The sequence below is a fragment of the Amycolatopsis sp. cmx-4-83 genome (assembly GCF_046548815.1).
Taxonomy (GTDB): Bacteria; Actinomycetota; Actinomycetes; order Mycobacteriales; family Pseudonocardiaceae; genus Amycolatopsis; species Amycolatopsis pretoriensis_A.
This window is the reverse complement of the sequence record NZ_JAEBEF010000004.1, coordinates 622,762-643,031: the sequence shown is the minus strand read 5'-3', so window position 1 is coordinate 643,031 and position 20,270 is coordinate 622,762. Positions and strand designations below refer to the sequence as shown.

Here is a 20,270-nt window from a genome sequence, read left to right as displayed (position 1 = left end):
GGCCTCACTCCAGACTTTCCCGCAGCTTCCGCTTCAGGATCTTCCCCACCGGGTTGCGGGGCAAGGCATCGGCGTACTCGAGCCGTTCGGGCAGCTTGAACGCGGCCACCTTCCGCTCGCGCAGGTACGCGACCAGGTCGTCGAGCGACGGCTTGCGCGCGCCGGGGACGACGACCGCGCACACCCGCTCCCCCATGACGTCGTCCGGCACGCCGATCACGCCGACGTCGGCGACGTCCGGGTGCCCGGCCAGCAGGCCCTCGACCTCGGCCGGCGAGATGTTGACGCCGCCGCGGATGACCAGGTCCTTCGCCCGGTCGACGTACCGCAGGAACTCGCCGCGCTCGCCGGCGATCTCGAAGACGTCGCCGGTGCGGAAGTGCCCGTCGGAGTCGAAGGACGACGTGTCGAGCGGCTCCCCCACCGCCGTGAGGTACCCGGCGAACACCGTCGGCCCGGCGATGTGCAGCTCACCGGGGCGCCCGGGTTCGGTCACCCGCTCGCCGGTGACGGGATCGTGCAGCCGCACCGACGTCCAGCCGGCGACGGGCGTCGACCACGTGACGGCCGAGGCGTAGTTCGGGAAGTAGCTCGCGCGCTGGTCCGGGTCCGGGATGTCGACCGGGCCGGACAGCAGCGCGGTGCCTTCGTTGGAGCCGAAGAAGTTGATGATGTCGATGCCGTGCCGCTCGGCCCAGGTGCGCACGAGCCACGGCGACAGCGGCGCCGAGCCGGAGCCGATCTTGCGCAGCGCCGAGAGGTCCACTCCGGACAGTATTTTCTCGTTGTGCAGCAGCATGGTCAGCAACGCCGGCGGCGCGAGCGTGTACGTCACGCGCTCGGCCGCGAGCTGCCCCAGGAACACCGACAGGTCGAACGGGTGGTGCGGGACGAACACGGCGCCGGTCAGCAGCCAGGGCAGGAACATGCCGCCGATGCCGGCCATGTTCGTCATGGGGAACGGCGAGAGCAGGACGTCGTCGCGGGTCATCCCCGCGGCCTGGACGCAGCCGACCGCCGTCGCGAGCCAGTCGCCGTGGCAGCGCGGGACCGCCTTCGGTTCGGCTTCGGTGCCGGACGTCCAGCAGATCGTCACGCAGTCGTCGACGTCGGTGTCGAGTGTGGACAAATAGGAGTCCAAAGTGGATTTCTCCGCTGCGGACAGTGGTTCTTCGGGCCAGGCCAGGGCGCCGGCCGGTTCGTCGTCCCCCCGGGCGACGACGAACCGGACCGACGGCGCCGAAGCGCCTTTTAGCCCAAGGGCCGCCCCGGCGAGCTCGTGCTCGCCGTATCTGGATGCGGTCACCACGGCGACAGCTCCGGTGCGCCGGCACATCGGACCCATCTCGTGCTCCCGGTAGGACACCGGGAACGGGGTGACCACCGCACCGATCCGGACGATCGCGAGGAACGCCTGCACCAGGGCCGAGCAGTTCGGCAGCTGCACGGCCACTACGTCACCTGCTCGCACCCCTCTGGCGAGCAGGAACGCGGCCAGGACGTCGACGCGTTCGTCGAGCCGGTTCCAGGTCCACCGCACCGGGTCGCGTCCGACCAGTGCGGTGGTGTTCGGTGGATCGACCAGCGCGAGACCCTCCGGGTCGGCACTGACCCGCTCCTTCACGAGCTGGTCGATCGTCTCCGCACTCCACCATCCCCGCGTCCGGAAGTCCCGGGCGCGACCCTCTCGATGGCATCTCATGAACGGAGGTTTTCCAGCTGGTCCGCTCGGACCCAGGTCGCGTGAAAACCGAGCGGAACCCGCTGGGGCAACAGGACCCTGGCCACGGGTCCGGCAGCGAGATCGGCGGCGTCGAAGATGTCCAGTTCGGAGCGTCCCTCACGCTCGTCCTGCACGAACGTCACCAGATGACCGTCCGCCGAATCGGCGGCCGCTCCTTCGCGGGGTGCGAACGGAGCCTCACTGCCCCACCGGCCGGGACCGAACCGGTATTCGGTCTTGGCGCCGGCAAGATTGTCGTAGCGCACGAGCCCGTCGAACTTCAGCGTCGACTCGGGTGAGATGTGCACCGCGTAGGAGTACCGGTTCCGCTTGCCGACCCCGCGGGAGTCGACGGTCGGGAACTCGGTGTTGGCGTCGTCGAGCGCCTCTTCGCGGCACGCGCCGGTCCGCAGGTCGAAGCGGTAGCGGTGCAGCTGGGCGTCGAGCCGCAGGTAGGAGAGCATCTTCGCGAGCGGCGTGTGCGCGTCGGGCCGGGGAGCCGGCTTCTGCACGCGGCAGACGTCGAGGACGACCTCGTCGCCCTGCTCCCAGGCGTTGACGACGTGGTAGATGTAGCACGGGCTCGCTTCGAACCAGCGGATCTGGCTACCGTTCCCGTAGCGTGGCAGCACGCCGAAGCGGCTCGGCATCGAGCGGTCGAAGTGCAGCTTGTGGCGGCCCAGCTTCGCCGCGTGCGGGTCCTGGACCAGCGGCAGGTCCATCAGCACCGCGTAGCGCTCGGTGATGGCCATGTCGTGCGGCAGGCGCGGGCCGGGCAGCTCGATCTCGGTGGTGTTCACGACCTTGCCGTCCGCGCTGATCACGCCGTAGCGCAGGTACGGCGGGCGCGGGCCGTAGTCGAACCAGAACAGCTCGCCGGTGGCCTCGTCCACCTTGGGGTGGGCCATCATGTCGCCGACCAGCGTGCCGAGGAAGTCCTCGGCGCCCAGCGTCTCCAGCGAGAGCGGGTCGACCGCGTACGGCGAGCCGCACAGGTACCAGGTGGCGAGGATCCGGCCGCGGTGGAAGACGACGTCGGTGTTGGCGTTGTCCTTGAGGCCGAGGCCGTGCGCGTTGCCGAAGGGGTTGCCCTTCGGGTTCTCCATGACGCCGGTCCAGAGCGCCTTGCCAGCCGCGGACTCGGCCTCGAAGGCCTTGGTGCGGACCCAGCGGTTGCGGTAGCGCGCCTTGCCGTTCTCGAGGTGGACGGCGTGGATCATGCCGTCGCCGTCGAACCAGTGGTAGCGGCCTTCCGGGGCGAACCGCGGGTTGGGGCCGTTGCGCAGGTAGACGCCGTTGAGGTCCTTCGGGATCTCGCCGATGACCTGCAGGTCTTCCGCGTCGATCTCGGTGCCGACCGGGGCGTAGACGCCGAGCAGGTAGGGGTTGGGCTCCTCGGCCGCGTCCGCCGCCCGGGCCACCATGAGCGGCTGTTCGGAGGTGCTGGTCATCGGGCTGCTCCCTGACTGTCGGGCTCACCGCGCTGGCTGATGGGGATGAGACTATGATTTGTGTAGTCAGGTGTCAATAGGCTTCTCTAGATGTAGTCAGGTGTTACTCTGAGGCCGCTGAACAAGGGGGAACGACGGTGACCGAGGCGACCGCACACCGCGTCCGGCCGGCGGGGGATCCGCTCCGCCGGGCGCTGGAGCTGGTCGGCGACCAGTGGACGCTGCTCATCCTGCAGAGCCTGTTCCTGCGCTTCCGGCGCTACGAGGAGCTGCGGCTGCGGCTGGGCATCTCGCCGACCGCGTTGTCGGGGCGGCTGCGGGACATGGTCGAGGCGGGCATGCTCGCCCGCGTCCCCTACCGCGACGCGCGCCGCACGCGGCACGAGTACCGGCTCACCGAGCGCGGCCTGGAGCTGTGGCCGCTGCTGATCTCGATCTGGGCGTGGGAGCGCGAGTGGGTCGAAGGCCGCCGCGAGGTGCTGCCGACGCTGATCCACCTCGACTGCGAGCTGGCTACATCAGCGCCGCTGGGCTGCGCGGCCTGCGGGCGCCGGGTCGACGCCCGTGACGTGCGGGCCGAGCGCCTCGACAGCACCGGCGTCGCGGCGGCGACGGCGTCCAAGCGCTTCCGCCGCAAGGACGCCGAATCCCTGGCCGGGGACCCGACGATGTTCTTCCCCGACACGATGGAGCTGCTCGGCGACCGCTGGTCGACCGGCCTGCTGGTGTCGGCGCTGCTGGGCTGCCGGCACTTCTCGGAGTTCGAGCGCGAGCTGGGGATCGGGCCGAGCGTGCTGTCGGGCCGGCTGAGCAAGCTCGTCGAGGTCGGCGTGTTGCGGACCGGGACGGCGAAGACCCGCACCGACGCCCGCGACTACCGCCTCACCGCGAAGGGGCTGGCGTTCTTCCCGGCGCTGGCGTTCATCGCCGAGTGGTCGCGGGGCTTCGAGGTGACCGGCCAGGAGCCGGACATCACGCTGCACCACGTCGAATGCGGCAACCGGCTGCGGCCGATCCTGCTGTGCGACCACTGCGGCCGCCCCCTGACGCGCAAGTCGGTGCAGTTCGGCGGAGTTCCGTCCCCGAAACGCTGAAATCGACTCGCCAAGCCGGTGCGCGACTGACAGGCTGGAGCGGTCACACGTCGTCGTTTCCGGAGGTAGGCATGAGTGAACCGAACCCGTCGCCCAGCGGCGAGGAGGAGGACGACGTCAAGCGCAAGTTCCGCGAAGCGCTGGAGCGCAAGCAGGCCCACGCCCGCTCCGGCGCCTCCCACGAGAACGGCGGCGGCAAGAACCAGCACGCCCACGGCCCGGCGGCGAACAAGCGGACGTTCCGCCGCAAGAGCGGCTGATCCGGCCTTCGTGAAGGCCACCCCGAGGAACTCCACGTTCCTCGGGGTGGCCTTCACGGCGTTCAGGGGACGAACGAGCCGAGGTGGTCCAGGACCACGAACCGGCTGGTGGGGCTCGCGGCGGTGACGGCGGTGCGCAGCGGCTCCAGCCCACCCGCGTCGACGACCTTGCCGAGCGGCTCGTCGAAGTCGTCCCAGTGGGTCGCCGCCACGTAGCGGGGGTGACCGAGGGCCGTGAGCAGCCGCGGCACGTACTGCGTCACCTTCGCGCCGCCCGCCGGGAGGCACACGACGTCCGGGCGCAGGCCCGCCACCTCGGACTCGACGTAGTTCGAACCGCCGAAGTTCAGCACGCTCGCGCCCGCGCCGGTCACCTGGTAGGCCAGCGTCCCGCCCTCCACCAGGTCCTCGATCACGCACGGCCGGTCCCGGCGCGACAGCGGTCGCGAGCCCGGGAACGCCACCCGCGCCCGTTCGCCCGTCGCCGAGTGCAACGAGCGCAGGACGCGGATCGAGTAGCCGTCGAACGTCAGGTCTTCGCCGCCGCTCGCGACCGCCAGCTGGTCCTCCGGGGCACCGAGCGCGGCCATGAGACTCAAATGGGTCTCGGTGCCGATGACCGTCGCGCCGGTGCGTTTGGCCAGGTAGGGGACGTCGGTGAGGTGGTCGTAGTGGCCGTGGGTGACGAGGATGTGGTCCGCGCGCAGTTCGCCGCGGTCGAGGAAGCCGTCGATCAGCGTGCGGTTGACCGACAGCGGCGTCTTCGGGTTCGCACCGGCCTGGGTGTAGGTGCCTGTCTTGAACCGCGTCAGCCACGGGTCGACGAGGATCGTCTTAGCCCCGGCGCGGATCTCCCAGCCGTTGTTCCCCCACCACCGCAGCGTCATCCCCGACGTACCCGAAGCCGCGGCCGCCGCCGGTCCCGCGCCCGCCAGGATGGCCGCCGCCGCGGCACCCGCGCCGAACAGCCCGCGCCTGTTGAATCCCATGTCCATATCGGACACCCGACCATGAACCGCGGACCGCTGTCCAAGATCGATCCGTCGGCATGTCGATATGAGAACGGCTATCGTCGCAGCGTGGATCACCTCCGTTCGCTGCGGTACTTCCTCGTCGTCGCCGACGAACTCCACTTCGGCCGCGCGGCGGAGCGGCTCGGCATCGCGCAGCCGCCGTTGAGCCAGCGCGTCAAGCGGCTCGAGGCCGAGCTGGGCGCGAAGCTGTTCGACCGCGGCCGCCGCGTCACGCTCACCGAAGCCGGCGAAGTCCTGCGCGCCGAAGCCCGCGACCTGCTTGCCCGGTGGGACCGGATGACGTCGCTGGTCGCGAAGGCCGAACGCGGCGAGCTGGACGCGGTGCGCGCGGGCGTGCCCCCGGAGCTGCCCGGCGGTGTCCTCGCCGGCATCCTGACGGCGTTCGCCGCGCAGCACCCGGCCGTCCGGCTCGACCTGCAGGAGCTGACGACCGCCGAGCAGACCCGGCTGCTCGCGGACCGGTCGCTGGACGCAGGCCTGCTGCAGCTGCCGGTCGACGTCGTCGACCTGGAGCTCGGCCCGGTGATCGACACCCCGCTGGGCGTGGTCCTCCCCCGCGACTCCCCGCTGGCCCGCCGCAGTTCGCTTTCCCTGGCCGACCTCGCGGGCGAAGGCCTGGTGCACGCCCCGCGCGCGGCGGCCCCGGGCAGCTACGACGCCCTCCTGCGCACGTGCTGGGACCACGGCTTCCGCCCGGCGTCGATCCGCCACGCGCGCAACCCGGAGTTCGCGCTGGGCCTGGTGCTGGCCGGCCACGGCGTCGCGTTCGAACCGGGCCCGCGCAAGGAACCGCGCGTGGTGTGGCGGCCACTGGAGGGCGAGGTGCTGCGCTCGCGGATGGCGTTCGCCTGGCCCCCGGCCAGCCCGCACCCCCAAGCCGCGAAGCTGGCCGAGCTGGCGGCGGCGGTGCTCGAGGGTGACGGGATCTCCCGGATCGTGCCCCCGAACCCGGTCGAGGCCCGGCCCTGGGACGTCTTCTACCAGACCTCGTGAGTGTTCAGGGTCTAACCGCCCTGAACACTCACGAGCCGCGGAGCTGCTCGACCGCCGCCCGGGCCGCGTCGCCGATCGCTCGGTCGATGTCCGGACGTCGGAGCGTCTCCGCGCCGCCCACCGTGAACGCCGCGACCGCGTACGCGAGCCCGTCCGGGTAGGTCGCCACGCCGATTTCGTTGCGGATGCCCGGCATCGTGCCCGTCTTGCCCGCCACCGCGACCTCCGGCGGGAAGCCCGCCGTCAGCCGGTGCCAGCTCACCTGGGCCGACATCCACTCGCGCACCGGGACGCCCACCGGATCGGCCCAGATCGCCGCCAGCAACGCGGTCATCTCGCGCGGGGTGCTCGCCGTCGTCCGGCGGGGATCCAGCGCCCGCGGCGGCCGCCCGGCCTTGGTGTCCTCGATGATCGTGCGCAGCAGGTCACGCGGGGCACCGATGACCGACGTCCGCGTCAGGCCCAGTTCGGCCAGCAGCGAGCGCACGTTCGCCACGCCCACCCGGTCGAAGAGCAGGTCCGCCGCCGTGTTGTCGGACACCGACAGGGCCAGCCGGGCCGCGTCGCGCAGGCTGTAGGAGACGTCGTCGGCGAAGCCCGCCGAGCCGCTGCCGCCCAGGCGGTCCGCGGCGGTCGCGCGCACCTGGTCGGCCGGGTCGAGCAGCCCCGCCGAGACCTGCCGGGCGAACTCGTAGGCCAGCGCCACCTTCACCACCGACGCCAGCACGACCGGCTCGTCGGCGCCGAGGCAGAACTCGAGGGAGGAATCGAGAGGGCGGGCGTGCAGGAACCCCTGCACGCCCGCCGTCGCGAAGATCTCTTCGGGGGAAGGACTCACCCGGCCATGATGGACCGCAGCCTGCCGATCTCCGCCATGCGCCGCTCCGCGAGCCGGTCCGCCGCCGTCGCCGGGGGCACGCCCTCGGTCTCGGCCAGCTTGAACACGGCCTTCGTCGTGTCGAAGATCGCGGTCGTCTTGCGCTTGGCGCGGTCGAAGTCGAAGCCGTGGCGCTCGTCGTCGACCTGGATCACGCCGCCGGCGTTGACCAGGTAGTCCGGCGCGTACAGGACGCCGCGGTCGGCCAGCTGCTTGTCGATGCCGGGGTGCGCGAGCTGGTTGTTCGCCGCGCCGCAGACGACCTGGGCGCTCAGCAGCGCCACGGTCTCGTCGTTGAGCGCGCCGCCGAGGGCGCACGGGGCGAAGACGTCCAGCTCGGTGCGCAGCAGGGCGTCCACATCGGACACCACGCGGACGTCGGGGTAGATCGACCGGGTGCGCTCGATCGCCGGGGCCCACACGTCGGTGATCGTCACCTGCGCGCCGGCCGCCACCAGGTGCCCGACGAGGATGTGCCCGACCTTGCCGACGCCGGCCACGCCGACGCGCTTGCCCGCGAGGTCCGGGCTGCCCCAGAGGTGCTCGGCCGAGGCCCGCATGCCCTGGTAGACGCCGAACGCGGTGAGCACCGAGGAGTCGCCGGCGCCGCCGTCCTCCGGCGAGCGGCCGGTGACGAAGCGGGACTCGCGGGCCACGATGTCCATGTCCTGCACGTACGTGCCGACGTCGCACGCCGTGATGTAGCGGCCGCCGAGGGACTGCACGAAGCGCCCGAACGCGCGCAGCAGCGCTTCGGACTTCAGCGTCTTCGGGTCGCCGATGATGACGGCCTTGCCGCCGCCGAGGTCGAGGCCGGCCAGCGCGTTCTTGTAGGCCATGCCCTTCGACAGCGCGAGCACGTCGTCGAGTGCGTCCGCTTCGGTGGCGTAGGGGTGGAAGCGCGTCCCGCCCAGAGCGGGACCCAGCGCCGTGGAGTAGATGCCGATGATGGCCTTGAGGCCGCTGGCTTCGTCGTGGCAGTACACGACCTGTTCGTGCCCGGTGCCCCGGGTGAACACTCCTTCGGTCACGGTGGTGACTCCTTTGTCTCCCGCGCCCGGTTCGTGGCCGGGACGCGCTTCAAGGTTTCCAAGGGCGCGGGGCGGAGGTCGTCCGCCCGAGTGCGATTTCCCCGGATCAACCTAGATCCCCGCCGTCCGCCGGACCAGTGCAGGTCCCGCGATACGGACCGGTAACCCCCGGGTTAGGGGGTACCTGAGGGGGTCAGCCGCGGACCGCCGGTCCGAGTGCGGCCATCGCCGTCTCCAGCTGGGTGTCCGAAAGGTACGGTGCCGGGCCGAAGCGCAGGTACGCCCCGCGGCTGTCGGTGCGGACACCTTGCTTGGCCAGCGCGGCCTGCAGACCGCCCGCGTCGGCGCAGCGCAGCGAAAGAAAGCCGCCGAGCCGGTCCAGCGGCGTCTCCCGGTCGCGCGTGACGACGTCCGCGGGCAGGGCGAGCGAGTCGAACACCGACGCGAGCAGACCCACCTGGTGCTGCGAAACCTCGCGGAGGAACTCGGGTGTGAGGCCCTGCTCGGCGAAGAACCGCTGGACCCGGACGCCGCGGTAGTGGCTGGCCGGGTCGTAGGTGGCGCCGGCGAAGCGGTCGCCGCCGGTGGCGTAGGCGACCTTGCCGGGGTTGCGTTCGTCGGCCAGCGCCCCGAACTCGGCGTACCAGCCGGTGATCACCGGCCGCAGCTCCTGGGCGTGCGCGGGCAGCCGCAGGAAGCAGTTGCCCTCGCCGAGCTGCAGGTACTTGTAGCCGCCGCCGAGCACCCAGGCGTTGGTGAGCCCGAGGTCGTGCAGCGCGAACGGCACGACGCCGAGCGCGTGGTAGGCGTCGACGACGAGCTCGATCGAGCGGTCGCGGCAGACGTCGGCCAGGTGCGCGAGGCCGGGCACCAGCCGCGACGTCTCGAACAGCACGGCCGAGACGAGCACCGCGGCGGTGTCGTCGTCCACCTCGGCGGCGACGCGCTCGGCCAGCGTGGGCACCGGGTCGAGCGGCACCCGGACGATCTCGACGCCCTCCTCCTCGAGCCGGGCGAACTGGCGGCGCAGGGTGTGGAACTCGCCGTCGGTGGTGACCAGGCGGGGTCTTCGCGGCAGCTCCATCGCGGACAGGAACCGCAGCACCAGGTCGTGCGTGCTCGCGCCGAGCGCGTACTCGCCGTGCGGGTCGCCGAGCAGCTGCCGGAACCCGGCGCGCAGCTCGTCGGCCTTCGCGAAGGCGCGCTCCCACTTCGCGTCGACGTCGCGGGCGGCGTCCGCGAAGGACTCCAGCAGGCCCTCCTCCGCGACGTCCGGCCAAGCCTGGTGCGAATGCCCGGACAGCAGCAGGCGATCGGCCACCGCGAACCGGGAGTAGTGCGCGGCCAGCGCGTTGTGGTCCGCGCGGACGTCGTCGAGGGTGGTCACAGTCGGCTCCGTACTGCCCAGAGATCGGGGAACATCGGCTGGAAAAGCGTGGTGCGCAGGTAAGTCGCGCCGGACGATCCCCCCGTTCCGGTCTTGTCGCCGATGGTGCGTTCGACCATCTTCACGTGCCGGTAGCGCCACTCCTGCATCCCTTCGTCGAGATCGACCAGACACTCGGCGACGACCGACGGTCCGCCGTCGTCGCTGTACACGTCCAGCAATATCGCCTGCAGGGCCGGGGACGGCTCCACCGGTCGAGTGACGTCTCGGTCACACTCGACGGGATAGCCAGAAGCCTTGAGGTACGCCAAAAAAGAGTCGAACAACGAGGGCCGCGCCATCGCCTCGGCAATGCCTTTGCGCTGCTCGCCGCCCTCCGGGTAGTGCGCGAACACGCGCTCGTCACGCCGCCCGAGCACGGCTTCCAGCTCGCGGAACTGGGCCGACTGGAAGCCGCTCGACGCGTCCAGCCGCGCGCGGAAACTCGTGAACTGGCTGGGCGTCATCGTTTCCAGCACGTCGATCTGCGCGACGGCGACCTTGAGGATCGTGAGGATCCGGCGCAGCGTGCGGATCGAATGGGCGGTGTTGCCCGCCTCCAGGTTCTGCTGCAGGAATTCCGCCTCGTGCAGGATCTGCTTGAACCACAGCTCGTACACCTGGTGGATCACGATGAACAGCAGTTCGTCGTGCTCGTCCGACCGCAGGCGCTGAGCACCCAGCACCTCGTCGAGCGCGAGGTACGAGGTGTAGCTCAAGGCTTCCTGGGTCGCTTGGCTGGGTTCGGTCATCCTCGGGTCACCTCGTCGAAGTGGCGCTGCGCGGAGTCCGCGAGCGCGGCGTACAGATCGTGAAACAACTCGACCGCGGCCGCCCGGCGATCCGGTGCGGGCACCAGGTCGGCGGGCAGTTCCGGGTCGAGGGACGGGAACGCGCGGAAGGTGTGCACCAGGCGGGTGCGGACCTCGAACGCTTCGGGGTCCGGGGGCTCGCGCCCCGCGTACCCGCCGAACTGCTCGACGAACCCGGTGTACCGGGCGGCCAGGTCGTCGAGGTCCCAGGCCCGGCCGGCGAACCGGCGGACGTCCAGCGCGGCCGACGGCCGGCCGAGCAGCAGCCCGGCGTGCTCGGTGACGTCGAGCTCGCCGAGCAGGGCGAGCACCTCGGCCTCGCGGTCGTGCGGGGCGATCCACGTGCCGCCGGAGTAGGGCCCGAAGCCGAGGAACCGCAGCCGCCGGACCAGGCGTTCCCGGGCTTGGCGGCGGCTCTCCGGGATGCTCTGCCACAGCACGGTCCACTCGCCCGCGGCGCGCTCGCGGCGGCCGAGGGAGAAGATCCGCCGGTCGCCGTCGGCGAGCAGGGCGATGCTGCGCCGGGTCAGCGAGTAGTGCACGGTGCGGCCTTCGCGGTGCCGCTGCAGCAGGCCGCGGCGCACCAGGCGGGTCAGCGCGATGCGGGCCGCGCCGTCGGAGAAGCCCAGCTCGGCGAGCACCGCGACCAGGCCGCCCGACCACACCCGGCGGGTTTCGCGCGGGTGCACGTAGCTGCCCAGCAACGTCACGACCAGGTCCTGGGGACCGGTTTCGAAGGCGTCGACGGGCATGGGCGCAACTCTATACACCTCAGGCCGCTGCGGTGTAGCTTGATTTGCGTGACGTACTTCGCGGACCTCACCTCCCGGCAGGTCGCCGCACTGGCGGACGGCCCGCGCGTGCCGGTGCTGCTGCTCCCGCTGGGTGCGATCGAGCCGCACGGGCCGCACGCGCCGCTGGGCACGGACCCGCTGATCTCCCGCGGGATGTGCGAGCGCGCGGCCGAGCGGCTGGCCGCCGACGACGACGTCCACGTGCTAGTGCTGCCCGAGGTCCCCTACGGCGTCACGCGGTTCGCGACCGGGTTCGCCGGCGGCGTCCACATCGGCGAGGAGACGCTGCACGCCCTGCTGGTGGACATCGGGGCCGCGCTGATCGGCCAGCGGTTCCGCCGGATCCTGCTGGTCAACAACCACTTCGAGCCCGCGCACCTGGTCACGCTGCGGCGGGCGGTGGAGACGCTCAACTTCGCCTACGACGGGCGCGCGGCGTTGCTCGACCTGGTCCGGCGGCGGCACGCGGCGCGGCTGACCGAGGAGTTCCGGTCGGGCGAGTGCCACGCCGGGCGGTACGAGACGTCGCTGGTGCTGGCCGACCGGCCCGAACTGGTGGACCAGCCGCTGATGCGGACGCTGCCGCACGTGCCGGTGAGCCTGGCTTCGGCCCCGTCCGACGGCGGGTTCCGCGAAATGGGGATGACCGACGCGTACTGCGGGAAGCCCGCCGAGGCGACTCCGGAAGAAGGCGCCGAGACTTTCTCGACGTTGACCGACCTGCTGGTGGAAGCGATCCGGGAGCTGGCCCGTGAGTGAGCCGTTCAACCTCGCCACGCACTTCCTCGACCGGCACGTGGCGGCGGGCCGCGGCGCGCGAACGGCGTTGCTCGTCGGGGACCGGTCGGTCAGCTACGCGGCGCTGGCGGGGCTGGCCAACCGCGCCGGGCACGTGTTCCGCGACGCCGGTGTCCGAAGAGGACAGCGGGTCCTGCTGGCGCTGAGCGACGGCGAGGAGTTCGTCGCGGCCTGGTACGGCGCCCAGAAGATCGGCGCGGTCACCGCCGAGGTCTACCCGTTCCTGCAGCCCAAGGACTACGCGTACTACCTCGGCTACACCGAAGCCGTCGCGGTGCTCGCCGACGCCGTCACGCTGCCCGCGTTGCGCACGGCCGGCGCCCGGAACCTGCTGGTCACCGGGGTTGCCGAGAGCGAGCTGCTCCCCGGCGAACGTCCGTTCCGGACGTTGCTCGACGCCGCGCCGGACACGCTGGACGCCGCACCGACCACTGTGGACGACGTCGCGATCTGGAAGTTCACCACCGGCAGCACCGGCGCGCCCAAGGCGTGCGTGCACCCGTTGCGCAGCCCCAAGGAGAGCTTCGAACGGTACGCCGTCGAAGTCCTCGGCCTCCGCGAAGACGACCGCGTTCTCGCCGTGCCCAAGCTGTTCTTCGGTTACGCGCGCGACCTCGTGGCGTTGTTCCCGTTCGGCGTCGGCGCCGCCGGGATCGCGTTCCCCGAGCGCAGCACGGCCGACCTGATCTTCGAGCTGATCGCCCGGCACCGGCCGACGGTGCTGGTCAACGTGCCGACCATGATGAGCGCGATGGTCGCCCACCCGGCCGCGGCGGAGCAGGACCTGAGCTGCCTGCGGATGACGACGTCGGCGGGCGAGGCGCTGCCCTCGGAGCTGCACCGGAAGTGGGACGCGGCCTTCGGCGTGCCGGTCGTCGACGGCATCGGCTCGTCCGAGGCCTACCACATCTACCTGTCGAACCGGCCGGGACAGGCCCGCGCCGGCACACTCGGCACGGCCGTCCCCGGCTACACCGCCGAGGTCGTCGACGAGCTGGGGAACCCGTTGCCCGACGGCGAAATCGGGCCGCTGCGGGTGACCGGGCCGACGATCGCGCTGGAGTACTTCGGCGACCCGGAGAAGTCCGCGCGCACGTTCGACGGCGACACGCTGACCTCCGGCGACCTCTTCAGCAGGTCCGGCGGGTACTTCCGCCACCACGGCCGCGCCGACGCGCTGCTCAAGGTCGGCGGCGTGTTCGTCGCGCCCGGCGAGATCGAGGACTGCCTGCTCGGCCACGAGTCCGTGGTGGATTGCGCGGTCGTCGGGCACGAGACCGACGGCCTGGTCGTGCCGCGCGCGTACGTCGTGGTGCGGGAACCGGTGTCCGCGGCCGAGCTGAAGGACCACGCGAAAGCCCACCTGGCCAAGCACAAGTACCCCCGCGAGGTGGTGTTCGTGACCGAACTTCCCCGTACCGCCAACGGAAAGCTCGACAGGCGCGCACTGGCGGCCCGCCCGTGAGCCGCCTGGTCGTGGTCACCGGCGGCACCCGCGGCATCGGCGCGGCGATCGCCGCGCGGTTCCGCTCGCTCGGCGACACCGTGCTGGCGCCCGGCAGCGCGGAGTGCGACGTCACCGACGAAGCGGCCGTCACCGCGTATTTCGCGGCGGCGGGCCCGGTGGACGTGCTCGTCAACAACGCCGGGATCTCTTCCAGCGCCCCGGCCGCCCGGACCACTTCGGACGATTGGCACCGGCAGCTCGAAGTCAACGCCACGGGCGCGTTCTTCTGCACCCGGGCGGTTTTGCCCGGGATGCGCGAGCGCGACCGCGGCCGGATCGTCACGGTGGCTTCGACGGCCTCGCACGTCGGCTACCGCTACACGGCCGCCTACACGGCGTCGAAGCACGCGGCGCTGGGTCTCGTGCGCGCGGTGGCGGCGGAGCTGGCCGGCACCGGCGTCACGGCGAACGCGGTGTGCCCGGCGTTCGTCCGCACCGACATGACGGCGTCCTCGGTGGCCCGCATCCGGGAACGCACGGGCCGGTCGCCCGACGACGCCGAAGCGGCGCTGGCGGCGGCGTCCCCGCTCGGCCGGCTGCTCGAACCTTCGGAGGTGGCGTTCGCCGTCTCCTTCCTGGCGGCCCCGGAAGCCGCCGCGATCAACGGCCAGACCCTCGTACTCGACGGCGGAGGAATCCAGTCATGAGCCCGTTCCGCGCGACCGCACCGCTGACGAAGGAGTGGGAACACTTCGAGTTCACCGTGGACAGCGGGGTCGCCACGGTGACCTTCACCCGGCCCGAAAAGCTGAACGCGCTGACCTTCGACGTCTACGCCGACCTGCGCGACCTCGTCCTGGAGCTGCCGCAGCACGAAGACGTCCGGGTGCTGGTGATCACCGGGCAGGGCCGCGGCTTCTGCTCCGGCGGCGACGTCGAGGAGATCATCGGCGAGCTGCAGAAGTTCGAGACGGCGGAGCTGCTGGAGTTCACGCGCATGACGGGCGCGGTGGTGAAGGCCCTCCGCGAGTGCCCGATCCCGGTGATCGCCGCGGTCAACGGCGTCGCGGCGGGCGCGGGTTCGGTGATCGCGCTGGCGAGCGACTTCCGCCTGCTGGCCGAGTCGGCGAAGTTCGCGTTCCTGTTCACGAAGGTCGGGCTGGCCGGCGCGGACATGGGTTCGGCGTACCTGCTCCCCCGCCTGGTCGGGCTCGGCCGCGCGACGGAACTGCTGATCCTGGGCGACAAGCTGCCCGCGGCCCGTGCGCTGGAGATCGGCCTGGCGTCCCAAGTGGTCCCGGACGCCGAACTGGCGTCGACGGCGTCGGCGCTGGCTCGCCGGCTGGCGGACGGCCCGGCGCTGGCGTACGCGACGACGAAGGTGCTGCTGACCCGCGAACTGGACATGGACCTGGGCAGCGCGATCGAGCTGGAAGCGATCACGCAGGCGCTGCTGATGACGGCGAAGGACCACAAGGAGTTCTACGCGGCCTGGTCGGCGGGCCGCGAGCCGCGGTGGACGGGCCGCTAGAGCAGTTCTTCGACGAGCGCGCCGGCCACGTCCTGGTCCGACCCGATCAGTGCACTGTAGACGATCGGGCCGAACAGCGCGTCCAGCAAGGCATCGGGGCCGAGGCGCGGGGAGATCTCGCCCGCGTCGATCGCCCGGGTGATCAGCTCGCGTTCTCGCTCTCGGCGCGGGCCGAGGTAGCGCTCCTGGAAGCTCGCCGCCGTGGCCGGGTCGTGCTGCGACTGGGCGAGCAGCGCCAGCAGGACCTTGCCCGCCGGGTCGCCGGTGATGAAGCCGGCGAAGGCGTGCAGGTATTCGCGGAGCCCCTTTTCCGGGACCGGCAAGCGCTTGGCGGTGTCCTCGACGAGCGTGTCGAGCAGGATCTCGACCTTCGACGGCCACCAGCGGTAGATCGTCTGCTTGGCGACGCCGGCCTCGCGCGCGATCGCCTCGATCGTCAGCCCGCCGAACCCGTGCTCGACGAGCAGGTCGTCGGCGGCGTGCAGCACCGCGAGACGCGCGGTTTCGTCGCGCCGGTTGCCGGAGCGGGCCCTGGGCGGAGTGGGCATGCGGCCACGATAGCGTGCTACTGTCTAGACGCAACGTCGCGTCTAGACAAATGAGGTTCCCCATGTCCGAAGCACTTGTCATCGGCGCCTCCCGCGGCCTCGGCCTGGTCCTGTCCCGCGAGCTGACCCGCCGCGGCTGGCAGGTCACGGCCACCACCCGCGGCGACGCTCCCCCGGACCTGACCGTCGAAACCCTGGAGATGACCGACCCGGCACACCTGGCCGCCCTGCGCGCGCGGTTGAGCGGCAGACGGTTCGACCTGCTGTTCGTGAACGCGGCCGTCGACCGCGGCAACCTCGCGATCGGCGAAGTGCCGACGGAGGTGTTCACCGAAGTGATGATCACCAACGCGTTGAGCCCGTTGCGGGTGCTGGAAGCCTTGCGCGAACTGGTCGTCCCGGGTGGGACGGTCGCGGTGATGTCGTCCGAGCAGGGCAGCATCACGCTGAACACCGAACCCGGCTACGAGCTGTACAAGGCCAGCAAGGCCGCGCTCAACCAGCTGATGCGCAGCTACGCGACCCGGTACGAAGGCGACGGGCACACGAAGCTGCTGATCGACCCCGGCCACAACCGGACGCGTCTCGGCGGCCCGGACGCGCCGCTGGCGCCGGAGGAGTCGATCCCTTCGGTGGTCGACGTTCTCGAGACCCAGGCGGGCAAGCCCGGACTGCGGTTCCTGGACCGGCACGGGGAAACCGTGCCGTGGTAATCACCCCGCGGCGACGGTGACCGCGACCGCGTTCTCCTCCAGGGAGCCGAAGTACAGCTGCCCCTGCCACTCGCGGACGCCCACCAGCATGTGGAAGCCGTCGATCTCGCCGCGCAGTTCGCGGACCACCTTGCCGTCGGCCGCCACTCCCAGCACGCCCACCTCGCGGCCCGGGCTGGGCTGCAGTGACGTCGGCAGCCGGCGGACACCCGCGCGGAGGAACGCCGGCAGGCGGCGCACCACGTCCAGCGCCGCCACCTTCGGCGAAGCCTGCGTGATCCAGATCAGCCCGTCCGTGCCCGTCGAAATGTTGTCCGGGAAGCCCCACAGGCCGTCGACGAGGACGTCGGCACGACCGTCCGGAAGGGACACCCGTGACACCCGGCACGCTCCCGTTTCGGCCACGGCCACAAAGGACTCGTCCGGGGCCAGTGCCACGCCGTTCGCGAACTGGAGGCCGTCCAGGAGCAGGTCGATCGAGCCGTCCGGGGAGCGGCGCAGCAGGCGGCCGCCCGCGGTCTGCTCGATCAGGTCGTCGCGCCAGTTGTCGATGCCGAAGCGGCGGGACGAGTCCGTGAAGTACACGGTCCCGTCCGCGGCCACCGCCGCGTTGTTGCAGAACACGAAGTCCAGGCCCAGCGCCGAAGTCGCCAGGACCGACGGCGTCCCGCCGGAAAGGGGGACGACCAGCAGGCCGGCGCGGGCGTCGCAGATCAGGAGCTCGTCCTCGCCGTACAACTCGAGCCCCAGCGGACGGCCGCCGGTGTCGGCGAGGACGTCGATGCGGCGGCCGTCCGGGGACAGGCGCAGGATGCGGCCGTCGTCGACGCCGGTGTAGATCCGGCCTTCCGCGTCGACCACGACGTCTTCCGGGCCGTGGCCGTTGACCGGGTGGATCGTGACCTCGCCGAACCGCATCGAACGTCTCCTACCGGTAGGTGAGCAGCGAAGCCGCGTCGGCCTCGAAGTGCGGGTGTTCGTTGAACGACAACAGGGTGACGCCGCCGCGGCCGGACACGAGCTTCGTGATGCCGCCGTTGACCGTGACGCGGTTGAGCTTCAGCAGCCCGGCTTCGGGCGTGCCCATCAGCAGGCCGCAGACGGTGGCGATCACGCCACCGGAGGTGAACACGAGCGCGTGCTCCCCCTTGCCGAGGGACGCCACCAGGTCTTCGAGCGCGGCACGGCAGCGGGCGAGGAACGCGGGCCACGTCTCGGCGCACGGCCCGCCGGTGCCCGCCGACGTCCACGCGGTCAGCGCCGCGTCGAGCACCCCTTGGTACGACCGGGAATCCTCCTGCGGCGCGCCACCGGCGTGGTGGCGCGCGATGTCGACGTGGTCGTACTCGTTCCAGCGCGGGTCCTCGACCACCGGGACGTCGCTGCCCAGCGCCTTGAGCGCGGTCGCCGCGGTGTCCCGCTGCCGCGCCAGCGTGCCCGAGCGGATCTGCGTGAAGGAGACGGCGCGGCGCAGCAGTTCCGCACCGACCACTGTGGACTGTTCGAAGCCCTGCGGGGACAGGGCGTCGTAGTCGGCCGCGCCGAACGACGCCTGGCCGTGCCGGACCAGGTAGATCGCGCCCACTACACGCTTCCCTTCGCGATGATTTCCCGGCAGCGCCAGTCCAGGTAGCCGACGAACTGCCAGAAGTCCTTGAACGCCGGGTTGCGCGTGGCACCCTCCCGGTAGCGCCGGTACAGCTGCTGCAGCACCGCCGCGAGCCGGAACAGGCCGTAGACCTCGTAGAACCGCCAGTCGCCCACGGCCAGCCCGGTCTTCTCCGCGTACCGCGCGACGAACTCCTCGCGCGTGAAGGTCCCGGGCAGGTGCGTCGGCTGGCGGCGGCTCGCCTTCATGACGTCGTCGTCATCGGCCTGGACCCAGTAGGCCAGCATGCTGCCCAGCTCCATCAGCGGGTCGCCGAGGGTGGCCATCTCCCAGTCCAGCACGCCGGTGATGTTCAGCGTCCCCGGGCCGTCCAGCACCAGGTTGTCGAGCCGGTAGTCGTTGTGGATCAAGCAGATCTTCACCTCGGCCGGCTGGTTCTCCGCCAGCCACGCGCGCACCTCGGCGAAGTCGCCGACGTTGTCCGTGCGCGCCGCGGCGAACCGGTCCGACCAGCCGCGGATCTGGCGCTCGACGTACCCCGCGCCCTTGCCGAGGTCGGCCAGCCCGGCCTTCGCGACGTCGACGGCGTGCAGGTCGACCAGCCGGTCCACGACCTTGCCGGACAGCTCGCGCGCCTGGTCCGCGCTCAGTTCGAGGCCTTCGGGCAGGTCGCCGCGCAGGATCAGGCCGTCGAGCTTCTCCATGACGTAGAAGTCGCCGCCGAGCAGGCTCTCGTCGTCGCCGAAGGCCAGCATCCGCGGCACGTACGGGAACACCGGCCGGAGCGCGTGCTGCACCCGGTACTCGCGCCGCATGTCGTGCGCCGACGCCGCCTTGTGCCCGGCGGGCGGGCGGCGCAGGATCAGCTCGCGGTCCGGGTAGGTCAGCAGGTAGGTCAGGTTCGACGCGCCGCCGGGGAACTGCCGGACGCCCGGCGGCTCGCCGCCGAGCCCCTCGACCTTCGTCGTCAGCCAGGCGTGCACCGCGGCGACGTCGAAGGCGTCTTCCTCGCGCACCTCGACGGTGCTCACGCGAACTTCCGCAGGATCGAGGCGGGCACCACGCGCATCGCGAGGCTCAGCGGCACCCAGGGCCACGCCGGGACGTAGGCGCGGGCCGGTTCGGCCTCGATCGCCTTGACCAGCGCCCTGGCCCCGCTCTCGGCCTTGGCGAGCAACGGGTTCTTGCCGATCCGGTCGTTCATCTCCGACTCGATGTAGCCCGGCCGGACGTCGGTGACGGTGATGCCCTTGCGCTTGAGCTCCAGCCGGGTGCCGTCGACGAACGCCGAGATCCCGGCCTTCGAAGCGGCGTACGCGGTGAGGTTGCCCGGCAGCCCGCGGATGGCGCTGAACGAGGAGACCACCGCCAGGTGCCCGGCGCCCTGCTCCCGGAAGATCCCGGCGGCGGCTTCGACCTGGGCCGCCGCCGCGACGAAGTTGACCTCGAGGGTCTGGCGGTTGGCGTCGAACCGGCCCTTCCCGACCGGCTGCCCCTTCCCGAGCCCGGCGTTCACAATCACCCGGTCGAGGGACCCCAGCTCGGCGCGGAACTCCTCGAAGACGGCGAACACGCGGTCGTGCTCGGTGACGTCGAGGGTGCGCGTGACGACCTTGATCCCGGGGTGGGCTTCCTCTAGCTCCTTGGCCAGGGTTTCGAGGCGCTCGGTGCGCCGCGCGCACAACGCGAGGTTGCGCCCCTTCGCCGCGAACTGGCGGGCCATCCCCTCGCCCAACCCGCTGCTGGCGCCGGTGATCAGGATGTTCTTCCGGAGCGTCATGCCAAGAATTTACAGCGGCGCGCAGCGCCTCGGTTGAGGGTGGTGGAGGGGAGGAAGGCGGAGGCTACCCGTTGGTAATAAGACCGGTGGCCCGGCGCTGGGGGCGTCGCCGGGCCACCGGTCATCGCGCGGCCACACCGGCCGGTCGCACAACGCGGCCGGGTGAACCGGAGCCGTTGTCCACGGCTTCTCGGCCGGCGCCCGGGTGGTCCGTGAGGGGGAGGCGGGGCCACCGGCGCAGGCAAGTCATACAAGCGTGTCCGGCCTGGCCGGGGCAATGGTTCACAGTTGCCAGTACTAGCCCGTTCGCCCCAGCGGACCGCCCGGCGAAGAGGGACGCGGCCGGGGC

Annotated in this window: 21 protein-coding genes; 8 read left to right on the top strand and 13 right to left on the bottom strand. The window is 71.5% G+C overall.

All coding sequences use genetic code 11. The annotated features are described in order from the left end of the window. Positions 1-4: 4 nt before the first annotated feature. Both ACLJQM_RS15490 and ACLJQM_RS15485 read right to left on the bottom strand, forming a co-directional pair. Entirely contained in the window at positions 5-1,624 is a 1,620-nt protein-coding gene (locus tag ACLJQM_RS15490) for a class I adenylate-forming enzyme family protein (protein WP_410631777.1), read from the bottom strand. A 74-nt stretch (positions 1,625-1,698) separates the two neighbouring features. After that, positions 1,699-3,174 carry a carotenoid oxygenase family protein gene (locus ACLJQM_RS15485; RefSeq protein ID WP_410631776.1) on the bottom strand — a complete coding sequence of 492 codons (1,476 nt, stop codon included), beginning with the start codon at positions 3,172-3,174 and terminating at the stop codon, positions 1,699-1,701. A gap of 137 nt (positions 3,175-3,311) precedes the next feature. Between ACLJQM_RS15485 and ACLJQM_RS15480 the strand changes: the two genes are divergently transcribed. Further along, a complete protein-coding gene (locus ACLJQM_RS15480) occupies positions 3,312-4,268 on the top strand; it encodes a winged helix-turn-helix transcriptional regulator (RefSeq protein WP_410631775.1) in 957 nt (318 codons plus the stop codon). A 71-nt stretch (positions 4,269-4,339) separates the two neighbouring features. Further along, the gene (locus tag ACLJQM_RS15475; protein WP_247020113.1) at positions 4,340-4,528 is read left to right on the top strand and encodes a DUF5302 domain-containing protein; all 189 of its coding nucleotides are present in this window, start codon (positions 4,340-4,342) and stop codon (positions 4,526-4,528) included. A gap of 62 nt (positions 4,529-4,590) precedes the next feature. On the opposite strand, the gene ACLJQM_RS15470 is transcribed toward ACLJQM_RS15475, so the two are convergent. Further along, positions 4,591-5,517 carry an MBL fold metallo-hydrolase gene (locus tag ACLJQM_RS15470; protein ID WP_410631774.1) on the bottom strand — a complete coding sequence of 309 codons (927 nt, stop codon included), beginning with the start codon at positions 5,515-5,517 and terminating at the stop codon, positions 4,591-4,593. A 90-nt stretch (positions 5,518-5,607) separates the two neighbouring features. Here ACLJQM_RS15470 and ACLJQM_RS15465 point away from each other — a divergent pair, with 90 nt between their 5' ends. Beyond that, on the top strand, positions 5,608-6,555 hold the full coding sequence (locus ACLJQM_RS15465; RefSeq protein WP_247020109.1) for a LysR substrate-binding domain-containing protein: 948 nt from the start codon (positions 5,608-5,610) through the stop codon (positions 6,553-6,555). Positions 6,556-6,583: 28 nt separating this feature from the next. Here the strand turns inward: ACLJQM_RS15465 and ACLJQM_RS15460 are convergent, their stop codons facing one another. The 5 genes from ACLJQM_RS15460 to ACLJQM_RS15440 form a co-directional block, all read right to left on the bottom strand. Beyond that, the gene (locus ACLJQM_RS15460) at positions 6,584-7,393 is read right to left on the bottom strand and encodes a serine hydrolase (RefSeq protein ID WP_410631773.1); all 810 of its coding nucleotides are present in this window, start codon (positions 7,391-7,393) and stop codon (positions 6,584-6,586) included. Then, entirely contained in the window at positions 7,390-8,463 is a 1,074-nt protein-coding gene (locus ACLJQM_RS15455; protein WP_247020105.1) for a Glu/Leu/Phe/Val dehydrogenase dimerization domain-containing protein, read from the bottom strand. Before ACLJQM_RS15455 ends, ACLJQM_RS15460 begins: the two co-directional genes overlap by 4 nt. 193 nt (positions 8,464-8,656) lie before the next feature. Then, positions 8,657-9,850, bottom strand: a complete 1,194-nt coding sequence (locus ACLJQM_RS15450; RefSeq protein ID WP_410631772.1) for a kynureninase — start codon at positions 9,848-9,850, stop codon at positions 8,657-8,659. Beyond that, positions 9,847-10,641 (bottom strand): tryptophan 2,3-dioxygenase, encoded by a 795-nt coding sequence (locus ACLJQM_RS15445; protein WP_410631771.1) that lies wholly within the window; start codon positions 10,639-10,641, stop codon positions 9,847-9,849. The genes ACLJQM_RS15450 and ACLJQM_RS15445 overlap by 4 nt, the downstream gene beginning before the upstream one ends. Further along, on the bottom strand, positions 10,638-11,453 hold the full coding sequence (locus ACLJQM_RS15440) for a PaaX family transcriptional regulator C-terminal domain-containing protein (protein ID WP_410631770.1): 816 nt from the start codon (positions 11,451-11,453) through the stop codon (positions 10,638-10,640). Before ACLJQM_RS15440 ends, ACLJQM_RS15445 begins: the two co-directional genes overlap by 4 nt. Before the next feature lie 48 nt (positions 11,454-11,501). Here ACLJQM_RS15440 and ACLJQM_RS15435 point away from each other — a divergent pair, with 48 nt between their 5' ends. From ACLJQM_RS15435 to ACLJQM_RS15420, 4 genes are read left to right on the top strand one after another with little or no spacing between them, the layout of a single operon-like run. After that, positions 11,502-12,254 carry a creatininase family protein gene (locus tag ACLJQM_RS15435; protein ID WP_360777086.1) on the top strand — a complete coding sequence of 251 codons (753 nt, stop codon included), beginning with the start codon at positions 11,502-11,504 and terminating at the stop codon, positions 12,252-12,254. After that, positions 12,247-13,758 carry a benzoate-CoA ligase family protein gene (locus ACLJQM_RS15430; RefSeq protein ID WP_410631769.1) on the top strand — a complete coding sequence of 504 codons (1,512 nt, stop codon included), beginning with the start codon at positions 12,247-12,249 and terminating at the stop codon, positions 13,756-13,758. The genes ACLJQM_RS15435 and ACLJQM_RS15430 overlap by 8 nt, the downstream gene beginning before the upstream one ends. After that, positions 13,755-14,447: an SDR family NAD(P)-dependent oxidoreductase gene (locus tag ACLJQM_RS15425; protein ID WP_247020092.1), complete on the top strand. Its 693-nt coding sequence runs from the start codon at positions 13,755-13,757 to the stop codon at positions 14,445-14,447. The genes ACLJQM_RS15430 and ACLJQM_RS15425 overlap by 4 nt, the downstream gene beginning before the upstream one ends. Continuing rightward, the gene (locus tag ACLJQM_RS15420) at positions 14,444-15,271 is read left to right on the top strand and encodes an enoyl-CoA hydratase family protein (protein WP_360777092.1); all 828 of its coding nucleotides are present in this window, start codon (positions 14,444-14,446) and stop codon (positions 15,269-15,271) included. The genes ACLJQM_RS15425 and ACLJQM_RS15420 overlap by 4 nt, the downstream gene beginning before the upstream one ends. Here the strand turns inward: ACLJQM_RS15420 and ACLJQM_RS15415 are convergent. Next, entirely contained in the window at positions 15,268-15,819 is a 552-nt protein-coding gene (locus ACLJQM_RS15415; protein ID WP_360777094.1) for a TetR/AcrR family transcriptional regulator, read from the bottom strand. The genes ACLJQM_RS15420 and ACLJQM_RS15415 overlap by 4 nt on opposite strands. A gap of 62 nt (positions 15,820-15,881) precedes the next feature. Between ACLJQM_RS15415 and ACLJQM_RS15410 the strand changes: the two genes are divergently transcribed. Next, positions 15,882-16,532, top strand: a complete 651-nt coding sequence (locus ACLJQM_RS15410; RefSeq protein ID WP_360777096.1) for an SDR family NAD(P)-dependent oxidoreductase — start codon at positions 15,882-15,884, stop codon at positions 16,530-16,532. On the opposite strand, the gene ACLJQM_RS15405 is transcribed toward ACLJQM_RS15410, so the two are convergent. The 4 genes from ACLJQM_RS15405 to ACLJQM_RS15390 are packed head-to-tail and all read right to left on the bottom strand — an operon-like array spanning position 16,533 to position 19,921. Then, positions 16,533-17,450 (bottom strand): SMP-30/gluconolactonase/LRE family protein, encoded by a 918-nt coding sequence (locus ACLJQM_RS15405; RefSeq protein ID WP_410631768.1) that lies wholly within the window; start codon positions 17,448-17,450, stop codon positions 16,533-16,535. Positions 17,451-17,460: 10 nt separating this feature from the next. After that, positions 17,461-18,117: a histidine phosphatase family protein gene (locus tag ACLJQM_RS15400; RefSeq protein WP_410631767.1), complete on the bottom strand. Its 657-nt coding sequence runs from the start codon at positions 18,115-18,117 to the stop codon at positions 17,461-17,463. Then, positions 18,117-19,172, bottom strand: a complete 1,056-nt coding sequence (locus ACLJQM_RS15395) for a phosphotransferase family protein (protein WP_410631766.1) — start codon at positions 19,170-19,172, stop codon at positions 18,117-18,119. Before ACLJQM_RS15395 ends, ACLJQM_RS15400 begins: the two co-directional genes overlap by 1 nt. Continuing rightward, complete coding sequence (locus ACLJQM_RS15390) at positions 19,169-19,921, bottom strand: SDR family oxidoreductase (RefSeq protein ID WP_410631765.1); 753 nt, start codon at positions 19,919-19,921, stop codon at positions 19,169-19,171. The genes ACLJQM_RS15395 and ACLJQM_RS15390 overlap by 4 nt, the downstream gene beginning before the upstream one ends. Between the last annotated feature and the right edge of the window lie 349 nt (positions 19,922-20,270).